At 68.7% G+C, this 15,691-nt stretch carries 11 protein-coding genes; 8 read left to right on the top strand and 3 right to left on the bottom strand.

Going from position 1 to position 15,691, the window contains the following annotated elements:
* Nucleotides 1-6: 6 nt before the first annotated feature.
* A complete protein-coding gene (locus EZE58_RS07530) occupies nucleotides 7-852 on the top strand; it encodes a DNA-formamidopyrimidine glycosylase family protein (protein WP_167560174.1) in 846 nt (281 codons plus the stop codon).
* Nucleotides 853-894: 42 nt separating this feature from the next.
* On the opposite strand, the gene EZE58_RS07525 is transcribed toward EZE58_RS07530, so the two are convergent.
* The gene (locus EZE58_RS07525; protein WP_167560172.1) at nucleotides 895-1,818 is read right to left on the bottom strand and encodes a LysR substrate-binding domain-containing protein; all 924 of its coding nucleotides are present in this window, start codon (nucleotides 1,816-1,818) and stop codon (nucleotides 895-897) included.
* Nucleotides 1,819-1,999: 181 nt separating this feature from the next.
* Between EZE58_RS07525 and EZE58_RS07520 the strand changes: the two genes are divergently transcribed.
* Nucleotides 2,000-3,550: a DASS family sodium-coupled anion symporter gene (locus EZE58_RS07520; protein WP_167560170.1), complete on the top strand. Its 1,551-nt coding sequence runs from the start codon at nucleotides 2,000-2,002 to the stop codon at nucleotides 3,548-3,550.
* Between the two features lie 12 nt (nucleotides 3,551-3,562).
* On the opposite strand, the gene EZE58_RS07515 is transcribed toward EZE58_RS07520, so the two are convergent.
* Together EZE58_RS07515 and EZE58_RS07510 are read right to left on the bottom strand one after the other, a co-directional pair.
* Entirely contained in the window at nucleotides 3,563-4,774 is a 1,212-nt protein-coding gene (locus tag EZE58_RS07515) for an MFS transporter (protein ID WP_167560166.1), read from the bottom strand.
* A gap of 71 nt (nucleotides 4,775-4,845) precedes the next feature.
* Nucleotides 4,846-6,798, bottom strand: coding sequence for a primary-amine oxidase (locus tag EZE58_RS07510; RefSeq protein ID WP_167560164.1), 1,953 nt, complete (start codon nucleotides 6,796-6,798; stop codon nucleotides 4,846-4,848).
* 88 nt (nucleotides 6,799-6,886) lie between these two features.
* Here EZE58_RS07510 and EZE58_RS07505 point away from each other — a divergent pair, with 88 nt between their 5' ends.
* The 6 genes from EZE58_RS07505 (at nucleotide 6,887) to EZE58_RS07475 (ending at nucleotide 15,621) form a co-directional block, all read left to right on the top strand.
* Complete coding sequence (locus EZE58_RS07505) at nucleotides 6,887-7,507, top strand: TetR/AcrR family transcriptional regulator (RefSeq protein ID WP_095376158.1); 621 nt, start codon at nucleotides 6,887-6,889, stop codon at nucleotides 7,505-7,507.
* A 13-nt stretch (nucleotides 7,508-7,520) separates the two neighbouring features.
* Complete coding sequence (locus tag EZE58_RS07500) at nucleotides 7,521-8,483, top strand: helix-turn-helix domain-containing protein (protein WP_167560162.1); 963 nt, start codon at nucleotides 7,521-7,523, stop codon at nucleotides 8,481-8,483.
* Between the two features lie 159 nt (nucleotides 8,484-8,642).
* Nucleotides 8,643-10,124: an APC family permease gene (locus EZE58_RS07495; protein ID WP_051995537.1), complete on the top strand. Its 1,482-nt coding sequence runs from the start codon at nucleotides 8,643-8,645 to the stop codon at nucleotides 10,122-10,124.
* A gap of 140 nt (nucleotides 10,125-10,264) precedes the next feature.
* Nucleotides 10,265-11,731 carry an aldehyde dehydrogenase family protein gene (locus EZE58_RS07490; RefSeq protein WP_009377671.1) on the top strand — a complete coding sequence of 489 codons (1,467 nt, stop codon included), beginning with the start codon at nucleotides 10,265-10,267 and terminating at the stop codon, nucleotides 11,729-11,731.
* Nucleotides 11,732-11,821: 90 nt separating this feature from the next.
* Nucleotides 11,822-13,765 carry an ABC transporter ATP-binding protein gene (locus EZE58_RS17205; protein ID WP_009377672.1) on the top strand — a complete coding sequence of 648 codons (1,944 nt, stop codon included), beginning with the start codon at nucleotides 11,822-11,824 and terminating at the stop codon, nucleotides 13,763-13,765.
* Nucleotides 13,762-15,621 carry an ABC transporter ATP-binding protein gene (locus EZE58_RS07475; RefSeq protein WP_009377673.1) on the top strand — a complete coding sequence of 620 codons (1,860 nt, stop codon included), beginning with the start codon at nucleotides 13,762-13,764 and terminating at the stop codon, nucleotides 15,619-15,621. Before EZE58_RS17205 ends, EZE58_RS07475 begins: the two co-directional genes overlap by 4 nt.
* Nucleotides 15,622-15,691: the final 70 nt, after the last annotated feature.

Genomic DNA, 15,691 nt, shown 5'->3' with positions numbered 1-15,691 from the left:
GGGGGTATGCCGGAACTGCCCGAAGTCTCAGCGCTCGTCGAGTTCCTCCGGCCCCGTGTGGTCGGCGACTTCATCGCGCACGTCGACATCGCCGAGCTCGCGCTCCTGCGCACCGCGGACCCGCCGCTCGATGCGGTCATCGGGCTCGAGATCACCGGCGTCACGCGGGTCGGCAAGGCCCTCATCCTCGAGTTCGAGGGACTCTTCCTCGTCTGCCGCTTCGCCCGTGCAGGCTGGCTGGTCTGGCACGATGCTGTGCCGACCGGGCCGGTGCGGATGGGCAAGGGCCCGCTGGGGATGCGGGTCGGCCTTGCCTCCGGTGCCGGTTTCGACCTCACCGAGGCGGGGACGAAGAAGAACGCGTCGGTCTCCCTCGTCCGCGACCTCAGCGAGGTCGAGGCGATTGCGCAGGCCGGACCCGATGCGCTCGAGCTGACGGCCGACGAGTTCGCCGAGGTGCTCGCGGGAAGTCGGTCGCGGATCAAGACGGTGCTCGAGGACCAGTCGCTCATCTCCGGGATCGGCAATGCGTTCTCCGACGAGATCCTCCACACCGCGAAGGTCTCACCCTTCGCCACCGCCGAGAAGGTCGATGCCGCGGTCGTCCACGATGCGATGGTCGCGGTGCTCACCTCAGCGCGGGAGGCGCTCGTCGGCCTGCCGCCGGCGAAGGTCAAGGCCGCGAAGAAGAAGCTCCTGCGCGTCCACGGGAGGACGGGGGAGACGTGCCCGGTGTGCGGGACGACGATCGCCGAGGTGTCCTTCGCCGACAAGTCCCTCCAGTACTGCCCCGGCTGCCAGACGGGCGGCAAGCGGCTGAGCGATCGCCGGATGGACCGGCTGCTCAAGTAGGAGCCTCTCTGGCTGAGCGGTCCGCGTCAGCGGTGGAGTCGCTCACCGCTCTCGCCGCAGATCGTGCGCAGCAGCTTTCGTCAGCCGGATGAAAGCGGATTGCAGCGCACTGGGCGCCCGGTCGTCGCTGTCAGTGTGCGTCCGCCATGCAACGGCTAGCCCGATCGTGATCTCTTCGGCAAGCGGCCTGATGACGATCGGACCGTGCAGCGGCTGTCCGGACGGCCCGGGCATCAGAGCGACACCGAGGCCTGCGCTCACCATGGCGATCAGCGTCGAGGTCTCAGTGGCCGTCTGCTGGATCCGCGGCCTGAAGCCGGCCTGGCGGCACAGTTCCCACACCACCGACGCCACGGATGAGGCATGCGGGTAGCTGACGAGGCCGGAGTCGGCCAGATCGGAGACCAATAGCGGTTCTCCCGATTTCGCTCCGACTGCCAGCGGATGCCACGACGGCAGCACCGCGACGATCGGCGTCTGTTCGAACTCGTCGAGTCCGATCTCTCCCGACCGCACAGGCGGTCGCAGCACGGCGATGTCGATCCGATTCTCCAGGAGCGCAGTCTCCATCTGCGGAGTGAGCATCTCTCCGAAGATCTGCAACCTGACATTGGGCATCTCGATCTCTGCCCGCCTGACGATCTCGGGCATGAGGCGGTAGGTGGCCGTTCCGGAGAAGCCGATGCGAAGGACTCCGGCCGCACCGCGACCGACCTCAGCGACGTCGAACTCAGCTGACTCGAGGTCGGTGAGGATCTGGCGTGCGCGGTCGACGAGAAGCAGTCCCGCTTCGGTGAGCTCCACTCTGCGCGTTGTCCGATTGAAGAGGGTGGTGCCGAGCTCGGCCTCGAGCTGTCTGATCTGGCTCGAGAGCGGAGGCTGAGCCATGTGGAGGCGCTCTGCCGCTCGCCCGAAGTGCTTCTCCTCGGCAACAGCGAGGAAGTAGCGAAGGTGCCGGAGCTCCACGGTCACACCTGCTTTCGGGTGGATCCTCGATCACTGTGGCATCGTCACCTTCACTCATATGTCTGAAGTATGAAAAGCCCGAGAATGAGTACTTCTGTATCTGGATAGCCGACTCTACAGTGATTGGGATCACCCCGCATGCGCGAGGTGGATCGATGCAGAGAATGACCAGGGAGAGACCATGACCGACGCAAAGGCGCATGAATCGGCAGAGGTCGGCACGGCGGTGTCGGGCGACAGTCCTGACTCACCGGATGCCGCGCCGACACATCGATGGTGGCTCCTCGCTCTGGGACCGGCAGCCGGGTTGTTGCTCGCACTTGTGCTTCCCGAGTCGCTGTCGTTCGAAGGACGGGCGGTTGCCGCCTGCGCGCTGTGGATGGCGCTGTGGTGGATGACGGAGGCTGCTCCCATTCCCGTGACCTCGCTGCTGCCCCTTGTCCTGTTCCCGCTCTTCGGTATGGCGGAGATGAAGGAGGTCGCTGCCCCGTACGCGGACCCGGTGATCTTCCTGGTGCTCGGCGGCGTGATTCTCGGTTTGGCGACAGAGAAGTCGGGTCTGCACCTCCGCGTCGCACTGCTGACCATCCGGGTCGTCGGAACCAAACCGTCGCAGATCGTACTGGGCCTGATGATCGCCTCGGCCTTCGTCTCCGCATGGGTGTCGAATACGGCGACTGCCGTCATCATGGTGCCGATCGCCGTCTCGATCCTCAACCTCGTGCGATCGATCGACGAGAAGGCGGCCGGTCGCAGGTTCGCCGCCTCGCTGCTGCTCGGCGTCGCCTATGGCGTGACCATCGGCTCGACGGCGACGCTCATCGGTCAGCCGCCGATGGCACTGATGAAGGGGTACCTCAACGAGGCCTACGGATTCGACATCGGCTTCGGCACATGGATGCTCATCGATGTTCCGTGGGCTGTGGTCATGCTCGTGATCGCGTGGGTGGTGCTCACCAAGATCGTCTATCGTCCGGAAGTCGATCGGCTGCCCGGAGGGGACGATCTCATTCGCAATGAGTTGGCGAAGCTCGGCCGAATGTCGACCTCGGAACGCCGTGTCGCTGTGATCTTCCTCGTCGCGATCTTCTTCTGGGTCGTCGTGCCGTTCATCGCGCAGATTCCGTGGGTCGCCGAGAATGCAGCCGTCCTCGGTTCTGTCGACGACTCACAGATCGCCGTCGCAGCTGCGATCGCCTGTTTCGTTGTTCCGGCCGGCCGTCGCGGCGAATCTTCCCGCCGGGGTGCACTCCTGCACTGGTCGGACTCGAAGGAGGTGCCGTGGGGTCTTCTCCTTCTCTTCGGTGGTGGGCTCTCACTGTCGGCGATGTTCACTGCCACAGGATTCTCCGAATGGGTCGGTGAGCAGGTCTCCGGACTCACGGATCTTCCTCCGTGGCTGATCATCGTCGCCGTCATCGTCGTGGGTCTCGGGCTGACGGAGCTCACGTCGAACACCGCCACAGCAGCCGCCTTCCTCCCGATCTTCGGTGCGGTCGCTGTTGGTGTGGGCATCGATCCGCTGTTCATGACGGTCGCCGTCACCCTGGCAGTCTGCTCTGCCTACATGCTCCCTGTTGCGACGCCATCGAACGCCGTGGCATTCGGGTCGGGCGAGATCACGATCAAGCAGATGATGCGGGCCGGACTGTGGCTGAACCTCATCTCACTGGCGCTCATCATGGTCGTCATGTACACCCTGGTGCCCCTGGTCTTCGGGGTATCCCTCTGACCGCTCGACTGCTCACCTCTGCCGCACCAGCAGCGGACGCATCGCGAGGAGACCGAGCACAGGCCCGGGCAGGAGGAGCCACAGGGCCATCGGGCCGAGGGCTGTGAGCACGCTCTGGAGGAGGACGATGCTTCCGACGCTGACGGCGAAGCCGATCGCATTCATCGCCGTGAGCCCGGTGCCGGTGAGATCGTCGGGGGCGAACCGTGAGGCGAGCTCGGAGAACTGCGGGGAATCGGCGACGACGAAGAATCCCCAGAGGACGAGGGCGACGAGCAGGAGAACCGGTGCGTCGGGCAGAAGAGGGAAGAGCAGGCACATGAGGCCCGACCCCGCGAGAGCGGTGGCCGCGACGCGGGCGCTGCCGAGGCGCCGGCTCGCCATTCCGCCGAGGACGCACCCGAGCGTGCCGACGGCGATGACCGCGAAGCTCGCCGCCGCGATGCCGGTGACATCGGCGCTGCGCGCGAGAACACCCAGCGCCAGCACGGGCACGACGGCCCAGAAGGCGTAGAGCTCCCACATGTGCCCGACGTAGCCGAACACCGCCGCCCGGTACTTCCGGTCGGCGAAGAGCCGGCGCAGTGCCGAGCCCGCCCCCGCGCCCCGTGCGGGCCGGCTCGATGATGGGGACGCAGCCGTCGCCTCGGCGGGGGTTCCGGTTCCGGCGATCGCCGCGATGAGCACCGCCCCGACGACGGCGAGGCCCGTCGACCCCCACATGATCGACTGCCACGGCAGCGCAGCGCCCACGGTCGCGAGCAGCTGCGGCATCGCCGTGCCGAGCACGAGCATCCCGACGAGCCAGCTCAGCGCCTGCGCCGAGCGCTGAGGCGATCGCTTGACGATCATTGTCATGCCCATGGGGTAGACGCCGGCCAGACACACTCCGACGGCGAACCGGGCGAGCCACACGAGCACGAGGTTCGGCGCGAAGAGCGTCCACGCGAGGTTGAGCGCGGCCCCAAGCAGGCTCGAGACGATGAAGATCCGCTCGGGCGGGAAGCGGTCGGCGAGCCCGGTCGTCGCGCTCACGAGGGTGCCGACGATGAAGCCGATCTGGGTCGCGGCGACGATCCACCCGAACTGCGCCGCGGTGGCGTCGAGCCAGTCGGCAAGGCCCGCGGCCGCCCCGCTCGGGCTGAACCACAGCGACGTGCCGAAGCACTGGGCGATGACGATGATGCGCGCAGACGAACCGCGGCGTCCGTCCGTGTCGGTCAACGCTTCTCCTCCGCGGTGAGGCAACGGGTCGGTCGAGCCTCATCCTAGCGAGTGCTCACCCCAGACAGCGCTCACCCCTGACAGCAGTGTCCTCCGGACTCAGGCGCGGGAACGTCGAGGACGGGCGAGCGGTCGAAGAATCCCTCGGGCCGCAGCGTGAATCCGACGGTGTCGACGGGCATGATCGGCCAGTCCTCGATGCGCGGGAAGTGCGTGAGGCCGAAGGTATGCCAGACGACGATGTCCTCACCGTCGATGTCGCGGTCCGCCTGCGTCCACGTCGGCAGACCGCCGTGGCCGGCGTGCTGGTTGGGGAAGTCCCCGGTCGGGTACCGCTCGTCGACGGCGTACTGGCTCACCCACAGCGCCTTCGACGCGAACGTCGCCCGCCGGTTCACCGAGGAGTCCTCCGCGGCGAGCATCGTCGGCAGTCCGGTCGGGTGGAGTTTGTACGCCACCGGTTCGCCGAGGCGGTTGATCGACTCCGGGTTCGACACCACCCAGGTCCGGGCGACCGACTGGTCGGCGTCGCGCTGGGCCGCGAGCTCGGTGGGCAGCAGGGTGCGTCTGCGGGTGAAAGCGTTGCCGCGCGGGTTCGTCTCCGAGAAGGGAAGTCTGACGACGTCCTCCTCCTCGACGCGGCAGCCGCCGCCGTCGAGGGCGAAGTCGAGCCGGGCGCCGAAGAGGTGCTGGTGGAAGGGGGCACCGAGGCCGGGCGCGATCTCCGAGGCGAAGTCGCTCGACCCCTCAGGCAGTGCCGAGGTGAAAACGATGCCTGTCGCCTTCGCCTCGAACTCGATCGTCCCGTCGAGGTAGAGGTACCAGTAGAACCCGTAGTCGTAGTTGCCCACCGTCGTGAAGAACGAAACGACGAAGCGGCGGTTGCGCCGGGTGTAGGCGACCCCCGACCACAGGTCGGTGTGCTTGGTGAGGACGCCCGCGTCCTCCTCGTGCATGCAGATGCCGTTGCGGATCTGCCGGGGCTCGCCGAGGTTGTTGACGACCCACGGGGAGAGGTAGGTGATGTCGCCGAGGCAGTCGCATCCGAGTTCGAGCGAGTTCGCCCACTGTCCGACGAGGTACTCGCCGGTGTCGAAGTAGTTCTGCCACGACCGCACGGGGGAGGGGTCGCCGTAGGGGACGACCATCTCCGCGATCGCCGCCCGGTCGAGGATCATCCTCGTCTCGTCACCGTCGGCGAAGGCGATGTTGTGGAGGATGAGGCCCTCGCGCATGTCGAAGCCGACGTCGAAGGACCATTTCTCCCACTCGATGTGGTTGCCGTCGGTGACGGTGAAGCTCGGGCCCTCGGGCTGGGTGATCTCGATCGGCTTCTGGCTCGTGCGCAGCGGGCCCGTGAGCGCAGGGTCGGTGTAGTTGCCGTGCTCGGCGGGCACCGGCATGACGCCTAGGTCGATGACTTGGTCGACGGTGCGGTGGGTGACGTCGACGTAGGCGACGAGGCCGTCGAGCGGGTGTGCCCACGCACTGTCGCTCGCGTGCTGCTGGTGGAAGGCGAGGCCGCGGAGGATCCGCCGGCCCTGCTCCTCTGGGTACTCGAAGACCCCGGCCGAGAGCGGGGCGACACGGACCTCGTCGAGCGGGATCTCCCGCTTCGCGATCGCCTCCTGCCAGGCGGGATCGGCGGCGAGGACCTCCTCGACGACGGCGAACTCCTCCTCCATGACGGGGAACTCGCCGGCGAGCGAAGAGTCCACCTCGGTGACGGATTCGACGGTGCCATGGGTGGCGGAGACGACGATGTCCCGGGCGGTGCCGGCGGTCTTGTCGAGGACGAAGGTGCGGAAGCGGCGGTCGACGTTCGTCGTCGTCCGGGGCTCGCCACGGACGGGATCGAGGAGGCCGAGGTAGGCCATGCGCGCCGAGGCGGGGAAGAGGCCGGCGTCGCGGAGCACCTCGGTGACGGTCGTGATCTCAGCCTCGGTGGCCAGGGAGAACGGGGTCGTGCGGACATCCGCGGTCGCGCGGACGTCCGTCGTCGGGGATGGGGTGTGAGCGGACATGAGGCACCTTCGCTTCTGTTGTCGGCGTGAGCCGGATCACGCTAAAATCTACATGCGTAGAGAATAAAGTCAAGACCGCGGAGGACAGATGCCCAAGATCGTCGACTATGCCCAGCGCCGTCGCGACCTCGTCGAGGCGACGACGCGGATCATCGTCCGGCAGGGGCTTTCGGGCACGACGATGCGCGACATCGCCGCCGAGGCCGGCTTCGCCAACGGCGTCGTCAAGTCCTACTTCGGGTCGAAGGCCGATCTCCTCGCCGCGACCTATGTCGACGTCTACGAGGCGACGAACGCCCGGGTGGCGCTGGCGACCGAGGGGCTGAGGGGGATGGCCGCCCTGCGCGGATTCGCCGCCGAGGTCGTGCCCACGACGCCGGCTCTCCATGACGAGGCCCGCGTCGTCCTCTCCTTCCTCGCCGAGGTGGCCCAGGACCCCGACCATGCCCGCGCGGTGAGCGCGACGATGGCGAGGTGGCGCGGATGGATCCGCGGGTGGCTGGCCGAGGCGGCGGCGGACGGGCAGATCAGCGCCGCGGTCATCGTCGAGACCGAAGCCGACACGTTCCTCACCTACCTCCTCGGGGCGCAGACGACGGCGATCGTCGGCGGGGAGGGCTTCGACTTCACCGGGATGCGGGCCCAGCTCGACTACCTCATCTCCCGGATGCAGACTGGGATGAGCGCCGACACCGACGTCGGCGAATGAGCTGAGGAGAGCGATGATGCTTCTGGACGGCACGGCCGCGGACTTCGACGAGTGGCGCAGCCTCGTCTCGGACTCCTTCGTCCCGCTCGAGACCGAACCCCAGCGTCGAGGCGGCTTCACGGGCAGGATCAGCGCCCGCGACTACGATGCCGTCGTCATGTCCCACATCGCCGCCGACCCGCACGCGGTGCTCCGCACCCCGGAGCTCATCGGGCGCGGAGACCGTGACTACTACAAGGTGTCCCTCCAGCTCAGCGGGCACGGGCTCCTCATCCAGGACGGTCGCGAGGTCGCGCTCGCGCCGGGCACGCTCGCGATCTACGACACCTCCCGGCCGTACACGCTCAGCTTCGACGCGGACTTCTCCTCCTACGTCATGATGTTCCCGCAGGCCCGGGTCACCCTCCCCGCCGACACCGTCGCCCAGCTCACGGCGACCCCGATCGGAGCCGACCACGACCTCGGCGAGGTCGTCACCGGGGTCATCGCCCGGGCCGGGGCGATGCTGCCGACGCTGACCCGGTCGGTCGGGGTGCGGTTGGCCGGCAATGTCGTCGACCTGCTCACGACGGTCATGGCCGATGAGCTCGACACCGGCGCCGAGGCAGCGGATGAGCGATCGCGACTGTGGGCTGAGGTCATCGCCCACATCGACGCGCACCTGGCCGATCCGCAGCTGAGTCCGGGGTCGATCGCGGCCGCGCACTTCATGTCGGTCCGCGCTCTCCACCAGCTCTTCGAGGGCGGTCAGAGTGTGGCCGGCGAGATCCGCCGACGCCGGATCGAACGGTGCCGCACCGACCTCGCCGACCCCCTGCTCGCGCATGTGCCGGTCGCCGCGATCGGGGCCAGGTGGGGCCTGAGCGATCCCGCGCACTTCTCCCGCCTCTTCCGCCGGGTCGTCGGCGAACCACCCGCGCTCTACCGGCGGACCGCGCTCGGCGGGGCTGTGTCCTCTGGGACTGCGGCGCGCTGAGCTCTGTTGTGTGCTGAGCTCAGCGATGAGTCTTGCGCTCGGTTCAGCGCCGCGCTGAGCCCTGCGCTCACGGTCAAGGGATCTGCTCCCAAAGCCAAGACGCCGGGGACGGGCCTGGGGCATCCTGGCTGGGACATCGTCGTCTGTCAGGGGGATCACATGAGCGCAGATATGGGGCAGCGTACGGAAACGACCCCCACCTCGGCGAGCCTGGAAGGGCGACGGATCGGGACCGCCTCCCTCGTCTTCATGATCATCGCCGCCTCGGCGCCGCTGACCGTCGTCGCCGGGGGAGTGCCGAGCAACGTCGCGGTCACGGGGCTGTTCGGGATCCCGCTGTCGTTCCTCGTCCTCGGCGTCGTCCTCATCCTCTTCGCGATCGGGTATGCCGCGATGAGCAGGCACGTCCACAACGCGGGGGCGTTCTTCGCCTACATCGCGAAGGGGCTCGGGAAGCCGGCGGGTGTCGGGGCCGCGCTCACCGCGCTCGTGGCCTACAACGCGATGCAGATCGGGATCGTCGGGATGTTCGGCTTCGTCCTCTCCTCGATCCTCGATGCGCTCTTCGGGCTCACGGTGCCGTGGGCGGTGTGTGCGCTCATCGCGTGGGCGGTCGTCGGGCTCATGGGCATCGCCCGAGTCGACTTCTCCGCGAAGGTCCTCGGGGTCATCGTCACCGCAGAGTTCCTCGTCGTCATCGTCTTCGACCTCATCGGACTCGTCCAGAGCCCCGAGGGCGTCACCGCCGACGGACTGCTGCCCGATCAGCTCTTCGCTCCCGGGATCGGGGCGGCGCTCGCCTTCTCGATCGCGGCGTTCATGGGCTTCGAATCGGGGGCGATCTACAACGAGGAGGTCAAGGACCCGACGCGGACGGCGGGGCGGGCGACGATCGTCGCCGTCAGCCTCATCGCCGGGTTCTATGCGCTCTCGGCGTGGGCGATGGTCGTCGGCGTCGGACCCTCGCAGGTCATCGGGCAGTCTCAGGAGCTCGGTCCCGACCTCATGTTCGCCTTCCTCGCCGACCATGCGCCGGTCTGGTTCGTCGACCTCGCGAACCTCCTCTTCCTCACCTCGCTGCTCGCGGCGCTCGTCGCCTTCCACAACATCGTCGCCCGGTACTTCTTCGCGCTCGGCCGGGACCGGGTGCTCCCGACCTTCCTCGCCCGCACCTCGCGGCGCTCGGGTGCGCCGGTCGCGGGCTCGCTCACGCAGTCGGGACTCGCCTTCGTCGTCCTCCTCATCTTCGCGATCGCCGGAATCGGGAGCACGGATCCGCTCTTCCCCGTCGTCACGCTCTTCACGTGGCTGACGAACATGGGGGCGTTCGGGCTCGTCCTCCTCATGGGACTGACGGCGCTCGCGGTCATCGGCTTCCTCCGCACCCGCAGGGACGAGTACTCGACATGGACTCGGATCATCGCGCCCGGCATCGCCGCGCTCGGACTCTTCGCCCTCTTCGTCGCCATCGTTGCCAACTTCGACGTCCTCATCGGGGCGAGCGAGCCGACCGTGCTCTCGTGGCTGCTGCCGGCGATCGTCCTCGTCCCCGGCCTCGCCGGCACCCTGTGGGCGCTCACCCTGCGCCGCCGAGACCCGCACCTCTATGCAGGGATCGGTTCCGGTGGAAGTCTGGGATGAGAAGGACATACCCCCTGACCCCAACTTGCCGCCCACAGCAATCCGCCGGCCGCCACAACCCGCCTCCCACCGCAACCTGCCTTCCACTGCAGCCCGCCACCTGTCACCCGCGGCAACCCGCCACCACATCAAGGAGAATCATGACCACCCACGAGACCACTGCTCCGGCCGACGCTTCCCAGTCCTCCGGCGCGGCCGCTGACCTCACCACCTTTGACGGACTGCTCGCCGCGGTCACCGACCCGACCGGTCGGGAGATCTTCGATCCGGCGACCGGCGCGGTCGTCGGGCGCACCCGCGAAGGCAGTCCTGCCGACATCGACGCCGCTGTCCTCGCCGCTGCCGCCGCGCAGCCGGCGTGGGCCTCGCGTCCCGTCGAGGAGCGCAACGACCTCCTCAACAAGGCGGCCGATGCCATCGAGGCGTCTGCCGAGGCGCTGGCCGAGCTGCTCTCCCGTGAGCAGGGCAAACCGCTCAACGGACCGAACGCCCGCTTCGAGGTCGGTGCGTGCGCGGCGTGGCTGCGCGCGAACGCCGCCTTCGCCCTCGAGCCCGAGGTCCTCGTCGACGAGGACGGCACCCATGCGGAGCTCCACTACGCACCGGTCGGCGTCGTCGGGGCGGTTGGGCCGTGGAACTGGCCGATGATGATCTCCGTCTGGCAGTTCGCACCGTCGCTGAAGATGGGCAACACCGTCGTCCTCAAGCCCTCCGAGTACACGCCGCTGTCGGTCCAGGCCCTCGTCGCCGTGGTCAACGAGGTGCTCCCTGCCGATGTGCTCACCGTCGTCCCCGGTGACGGGAAGGTGGGTGCGGCGCTGACCGACCACGACGGCGTCGACAAGGTGATGTTCACCGGCTCGACGGCGACGGGCCAGGCGATCATGCGTGCGGCAGCCGACAATCTGGCCAGGCTCACCCTCGAGCTCGGCGGCAACGATGCAGGCATCGTCCTCGAGGACGCCGACCCCAAGGCGATCGCCGCCGACCTGTTCTGGGGTGCCTTCATCAACACCGGTCAGACGTGTGCGGCGATGAAGCGCCTCTATGTCCCCGATTCGCTCTACGACCAAGTGTGCGAAGCACTCGTCGAGGTCGCCGGGCAGATGCCGATGGGTGTGGGGCTGGAGGAGGAGAACGTGCTCGGGCCTCTGCAGAACCGGCAGCAGTACGACATCGTCGCGGGTCTCGTCCAGGCGGCGAAGGACGGCGGGGCGACGATCCTCCTCGGCGGGGATCCGGATGAGGATCAGCCCGGGTACTTCTACCCGACCACGCTGGTGGCCGACATCGACAACGACAATGCGCTCGTCGCCGAGGAGCAGTTCGGTCCGGTGCTCCCGATCGTCAGGTACTCCGATCTCAACCAGGCGATCGTCTGGGCGAACGAGCTCGAAGTCGGCCTCGGCTCCTCGGTGTGGGGGACCGACCTTGAGGAGTGCAAGAAGGTCGCGTCACGCCTCGAAGCGGGCTCGACGTGGATCAACAAACACGGCGCGGTCGACCCCCGCGTCCCCTTCGGCGGCGTGAAGAAGTCCGGCTACGGCCTCGAGTTCGGCCTCGAGGGCCTCAAGCAGGTGAGCGTCCCCCACGTCATCAGCTGGTAGGAGCGCGCGATGGCTGCGGTCTGCAGATGAGCCTGCCGCCGGTGAGCCGCCCGCCGAGGCGGTGTGACAGAAGATGTTAGGGTAACCTATGTGCCGCTGACTCCCTCCTCCGGCGCGGCGCTCCTGCGACGCGCGGCCCGCCGCCGTCTCCGCCTCCTCGTTCCCGGGGTCATCGCGATGTCGCTGTGGCAGGTGTGCGAGGCGCTCGTACCGGTGGCCATCGGCATCGTCGTCGACGTCGCGATCATCCCGCGCTCGATCCCGATGCTCAGCGTCTCCATCGCCGGTCTCCTGCTCCTCTTCACCGTCCTCAGCTACGGCTACCGCTTCGGCGCGCGGTGGTGCAACGCCGCCCGCGAGCATGAGGCGCATGCGCTGCGGGTCGAGATCACCCACGCGGCGCTCACCTCGGCGAACCTGCCCGCCGACCGCGCCTCGGGGGAGGTCCTCTCGATCGCGTCGGCCGACGCCGACACCGCCGCGCAGTCGTTCTCGCAACTCGGTCGCGGCATCGCCGCGGTCCTCGGGATGATCACGGCAGCCGTCTTCCTCCTCGTCGCCGATCCCGTCACCGGCCTCGTCGTCCTCATCGCCGTCCCGATCGGCTTGGCCATCGTCTCGCTGCCCGGCCGGTCAGTCTCGGCGAAGGCGAGTGCCCAGCTCGAGGCCGTCGCGCAGGCCGGCCGCTCGGCCGCCGACCTCATGAGCGGGCTGCGCGTCATCAAGGCCCTCGGCGGCGAACGGTGGGCCGCCGAACGCTACCGCGCCACCTCGGATGCCGCCGCCGAGGCGGGTGTCGCCACCGGTGAGCGCACCGGACGCCTGGCCGGCCTCGGCGCGCTTGTCATGTCCGTCGTCCTCGCGATCGTCCTCGTCGTCGCCGGGCTGCGCCTCATCGACGGCCAGCTGAGCATAGGGGCGCTCATCGGCATCCTCGGCATGACGGCCTTCCTCACCGAGCCCATGCGCGCGCTCGCCGACATCGTCGGCCTTTTCGCCCAGTCTCACGGCGCCGCAGCCCGGATCTCCCGCTTCCTCACCGACATCGAACACGTCGACCAGAACGGCACCCCACCGAATCGCGCCGGTGCCGCCCACATCGACCACGCCGGTGCCGCCCAGGTCGACCGCGCCGGCGATGCTGCCGCCGACCGCGACCCCGCCCACGTCGACCCGGCCGACCGCGACCCCAACGCCGTTACCTCCACCAAGGCGACCGGCCCCACACCGACCGACGATCCGGCCCATCCCACAGGCCAACTGGGTCCCGCAGACGTACAGCGTCCTGCGGACCCCCAGCGTCCTGCAGGCCCACAGAGTCCCCGACACCCACAGCGCCCTGCAGGACTACAGCGTCCCGCGGAACCCGAGGTCCACCTCGGCGAGGCCGGTCTGACGGTGCGGAACTGGACGGTGGGAGAGAAGGGGACGTGTGCGTTCAACGCGCCGGTCGCTACGTTCACGTGCCTCGTCGTCGAGGACCACGCGCACGCGTCCGCGTTGGTGACCGCGCTGGTGACCCACGCGCGGGGGCGCACGACCGAGGACATCGTCGTCGCCCCGCACGCGGTCGACCTGTTCGAGGGGACGATCCGCTCGAACATCACCATGCTCCCCGGTGAGCGCGCCGCTGAGGTCGATGTCGAGGTGCTCACCGCCTCGGGCACCGACGAACTCCTCGACCTCGTCGAGGACGGGCTCGACCATCGGATCCTCGAGCTCGGCGGCAACCTCTCGGGCGGTCAGCGCCAGCGCATCGCTCTGGCCCGCGCGCTCCACGCGGGGCCGCAGCTGCTCGTCCTCGACGAACCGACGACCGCGGTCGATGCCGTCACCGAGGCGCGCATCTGTGCGGGACTGACCCGCCTGCGCCGCTCGTCCGAGACGACCGCGACACTCCTGTTCACGAGCTCCCCGGCCTTCCTCGCCGCCGCCGACACCGTCGTCTTCGTCCCGGCCTCCGGCCGTGTCCGCGTGGGCGCGCACGCGGATCTGCTCGACGTTGACGCCTACCGGACGGCGGTGACCCGATGAGCGCGACCGCGACCCCGACCACCCTGCCGATCGCGACGAGACGCGAGGCCTTTGCCCGCCTGGGTCCGCTGCTGCGTGCCCGCGGCTGGTTGATCGTCCTCCTCGTCGTCGCCGGGACCGCGAATGCGGCGGCCGGACTCGTCGGACCGTGGGCGATCGGTCGCCTCGTCGACGAGCTTCCCCGCGGTGCCGGCGCCGAGGTGGTGTGGCAGAGTGCGATCGCGGTGGCGATCGCCGGTGTGGTCATGGCGTTGGGGACGTGGATCGGGGCATGGGCGCTCGCCCGGATCGCGATGCCCGTCGTCGCCGAGCTGCGCACCGAGGTCGTCGATTCGGCGCTGTCCCTCGAGGCGCAGAAGGTCGAACGGACGGGCACCGGCGACCTCGTCTCCCGAGTCGCCGACGACTCCCGGATGATCAGCGAGGCCGCCGCGCTGGTGCTGCCGATCATCGTCGAATCGCTTCTCGTCGTCATCGTCTCGGCCGTCGGCATGGCCGCCATCGACTGGCGGCTGGGGATCGTCGGGCTCATCGCGCTGCCGATGTACTGGCTCACGCTGCGCTGGTATCTGCCCAGGTCGGAGCCCATCTACCGGGAGCAGAGGGCCGCGTTCGGCAGGCGAGCCGGGCGCCTCCTCGGCGGGTTGACCGGAGCGGGGACGCTGCGTGCCTTTCGCGCCGAGGCGGGGGAGCTGCGCCGCATCGATGCGGCCTCCGGTGAGGCGCGGGACCTGTCGATCGGCGTGTTCCGCTTCCTCACCCGGGCGTTCAGTCGGAACAACCGCGCCGAGGCGGTCGTGCTTTCCCTCATCCTCATCGCCGGTTTCGCGCTCGTGTGGTTCGGGGAGTCGACCGCGGGTGCGGTGACGACGGCGGCGCTCGTCTTCCACCGTCTGTTCAACCCGATCGGGGCGCTCGTCGGCCTCTTCGACCAGGTGCAGTCCGCCGGTGCGTCCCTGACCCGGATGGTCGGTGTCATCATCGAAGCCGAATCCTCGCCGAGGCGGGAGGCCGGGGTCGATCGTGCTGCCGGTGGCGCGGACGGCCTCAGTGTCTCCTCGGGCTCTTCGGTCCGACCCGGCCCGACACTCGTGCTCGAGGACCTCTGGTTCACCTATGACAAGGATCCCGCCTCGGCCCATCAGGTGGTCAGAGGAGTGAGCCTGCGCATCGAACCCGGTGAGGTCGTCGCCGTCGTCGGCACGACCGGAGCCGGGAAGTCGACGCTGGCGCGGACCGCCGCCGGCTTGTCGGTGCCGACGCGGGGCCGAGCCGAACTCGTCGTGTCGGGCGGCGATCCCGGCGCAGGTGAGACATCCGAATTCCGCGTCTCCTTCGACACGCTTCCCGAACCGGTGCTGCGCTCGCACATCGCGATGGTCGCGCAGGAAGTCCACACCTTCGCCGGAACCGTGCGTGACAATGTCGCCCTGCCGGTGCCCGGCGCCGGGGAGGACGAGATCGCCTCGGCTCTGCGGGCAGTCGGTGCGACGTGGGCGTTCGAGCTGCCCGACGGGCTCGAGACCGAGGTCGGCGACGGAGGGACACGGCTGAGCCCGGTCCAGGAGCAGTCGTTGGCGCTGGCGAGGCTGGTGCTCGCCGATCCTGATTTCGCGATCCTCGATGAAGCGACTGCCGAGGCCGGGTCCGCCGGAGCCCATGTCCTCGAACAGTCGGCCAGTGCTGCACTTGAAGGCCGCGGTGCCCTCGTCGTCGCTCATCGTCTCAGCCAGGCCGAAACGGCCGATCGGGTTCTCGTCATGGAACATGGCCACATCGTCGAAGAGGGCACGCATGCCGACCTGGTGGCGTCGGGTGGTCGGTACGCCCGTCTGTGGGAGGCGTGGTCGGGTTAGGTTGCTCGTGCGGATCACATGGACGTGTGCAGATCACGTGGACGTGTGCAGATCACTTCGCAGATCGCAT

This window comes from Brevibacterium sp. LS14, assembly GCF_012027885.1.
Lineage (GTDB): Bacteria > Actinomycetota > Actinomycetes > Actinomycetales > Brevibacteriaceae > Brevibacterium > Brevibacterium casei.
Note: the sequence above shows the minus strand (reverse complement) of the source record. Positions and strands in the feature narration are given on the sequence as shown.

What these genes read in the sequence shown, in the direction of transcription:
- EZE58_RS07530 (WP_167560174.1), top strand. Translation starts at nt 7, where the DNA reads ATGCCGGAACTGCCCGAAGTCTCAGCGCTCGTCGAGTTCCTCCGGCCC.
- EZE58_RS07520 (WP_167560170.1), top strand. Translation starts at nt 2,000, where the DNA reads ATGACCGACGCAAAGGCGCATGAATCGGCAGAGGTCGGCACGGCGGTG.
- EZE58_RS07510 (WP_167560164.1), bottom strand. Translation starts at nt 6,798, where the DNA reads ATGTCCGCTCACACCCCATCCCCGACGACGGACGTCCGCGCGACCGCG.
- EZE58_RS07505 (WP_095376158.1), top strand. Translation starts at nt 6,887, where the DNA reads ATGCCCAAGATCGTCGACTATGCCCAGCGCCGTCGCGACCTCGTCGAG.
- EZE58_RS07500 (WP_167560162.1), top strand. Translation starts at nt 7,521, where the DNA reads ATGATGCTTCTGGACGGCACGGCCGCGGACTTCGACGAGTGGCGCAGC.
- EZE58_RS07495 (WP_051995537.1), top strand. Translation starts at nt 8,643, where the DNA reads ATGAGCGCAGATATGGGGCAGCGTACGGAAACGACCCCCACCTCGGCG.
- EZE58_RS07490 (WP_009377671.1), top strand. Translation starts at nt 10,265, where the DNA reads ATGACCACCCACGAGACCACTGCTCCGGCCGACGCTTCCCAGTCCTCC.
- EZE58_RS07475 (WP_009377673.1), top strand. Translation starts at nt 13,762, where the DNA reads ATGAGCGCGACCGCGACCCCGACCACCCTGCCGATCGCGACGAGACGC.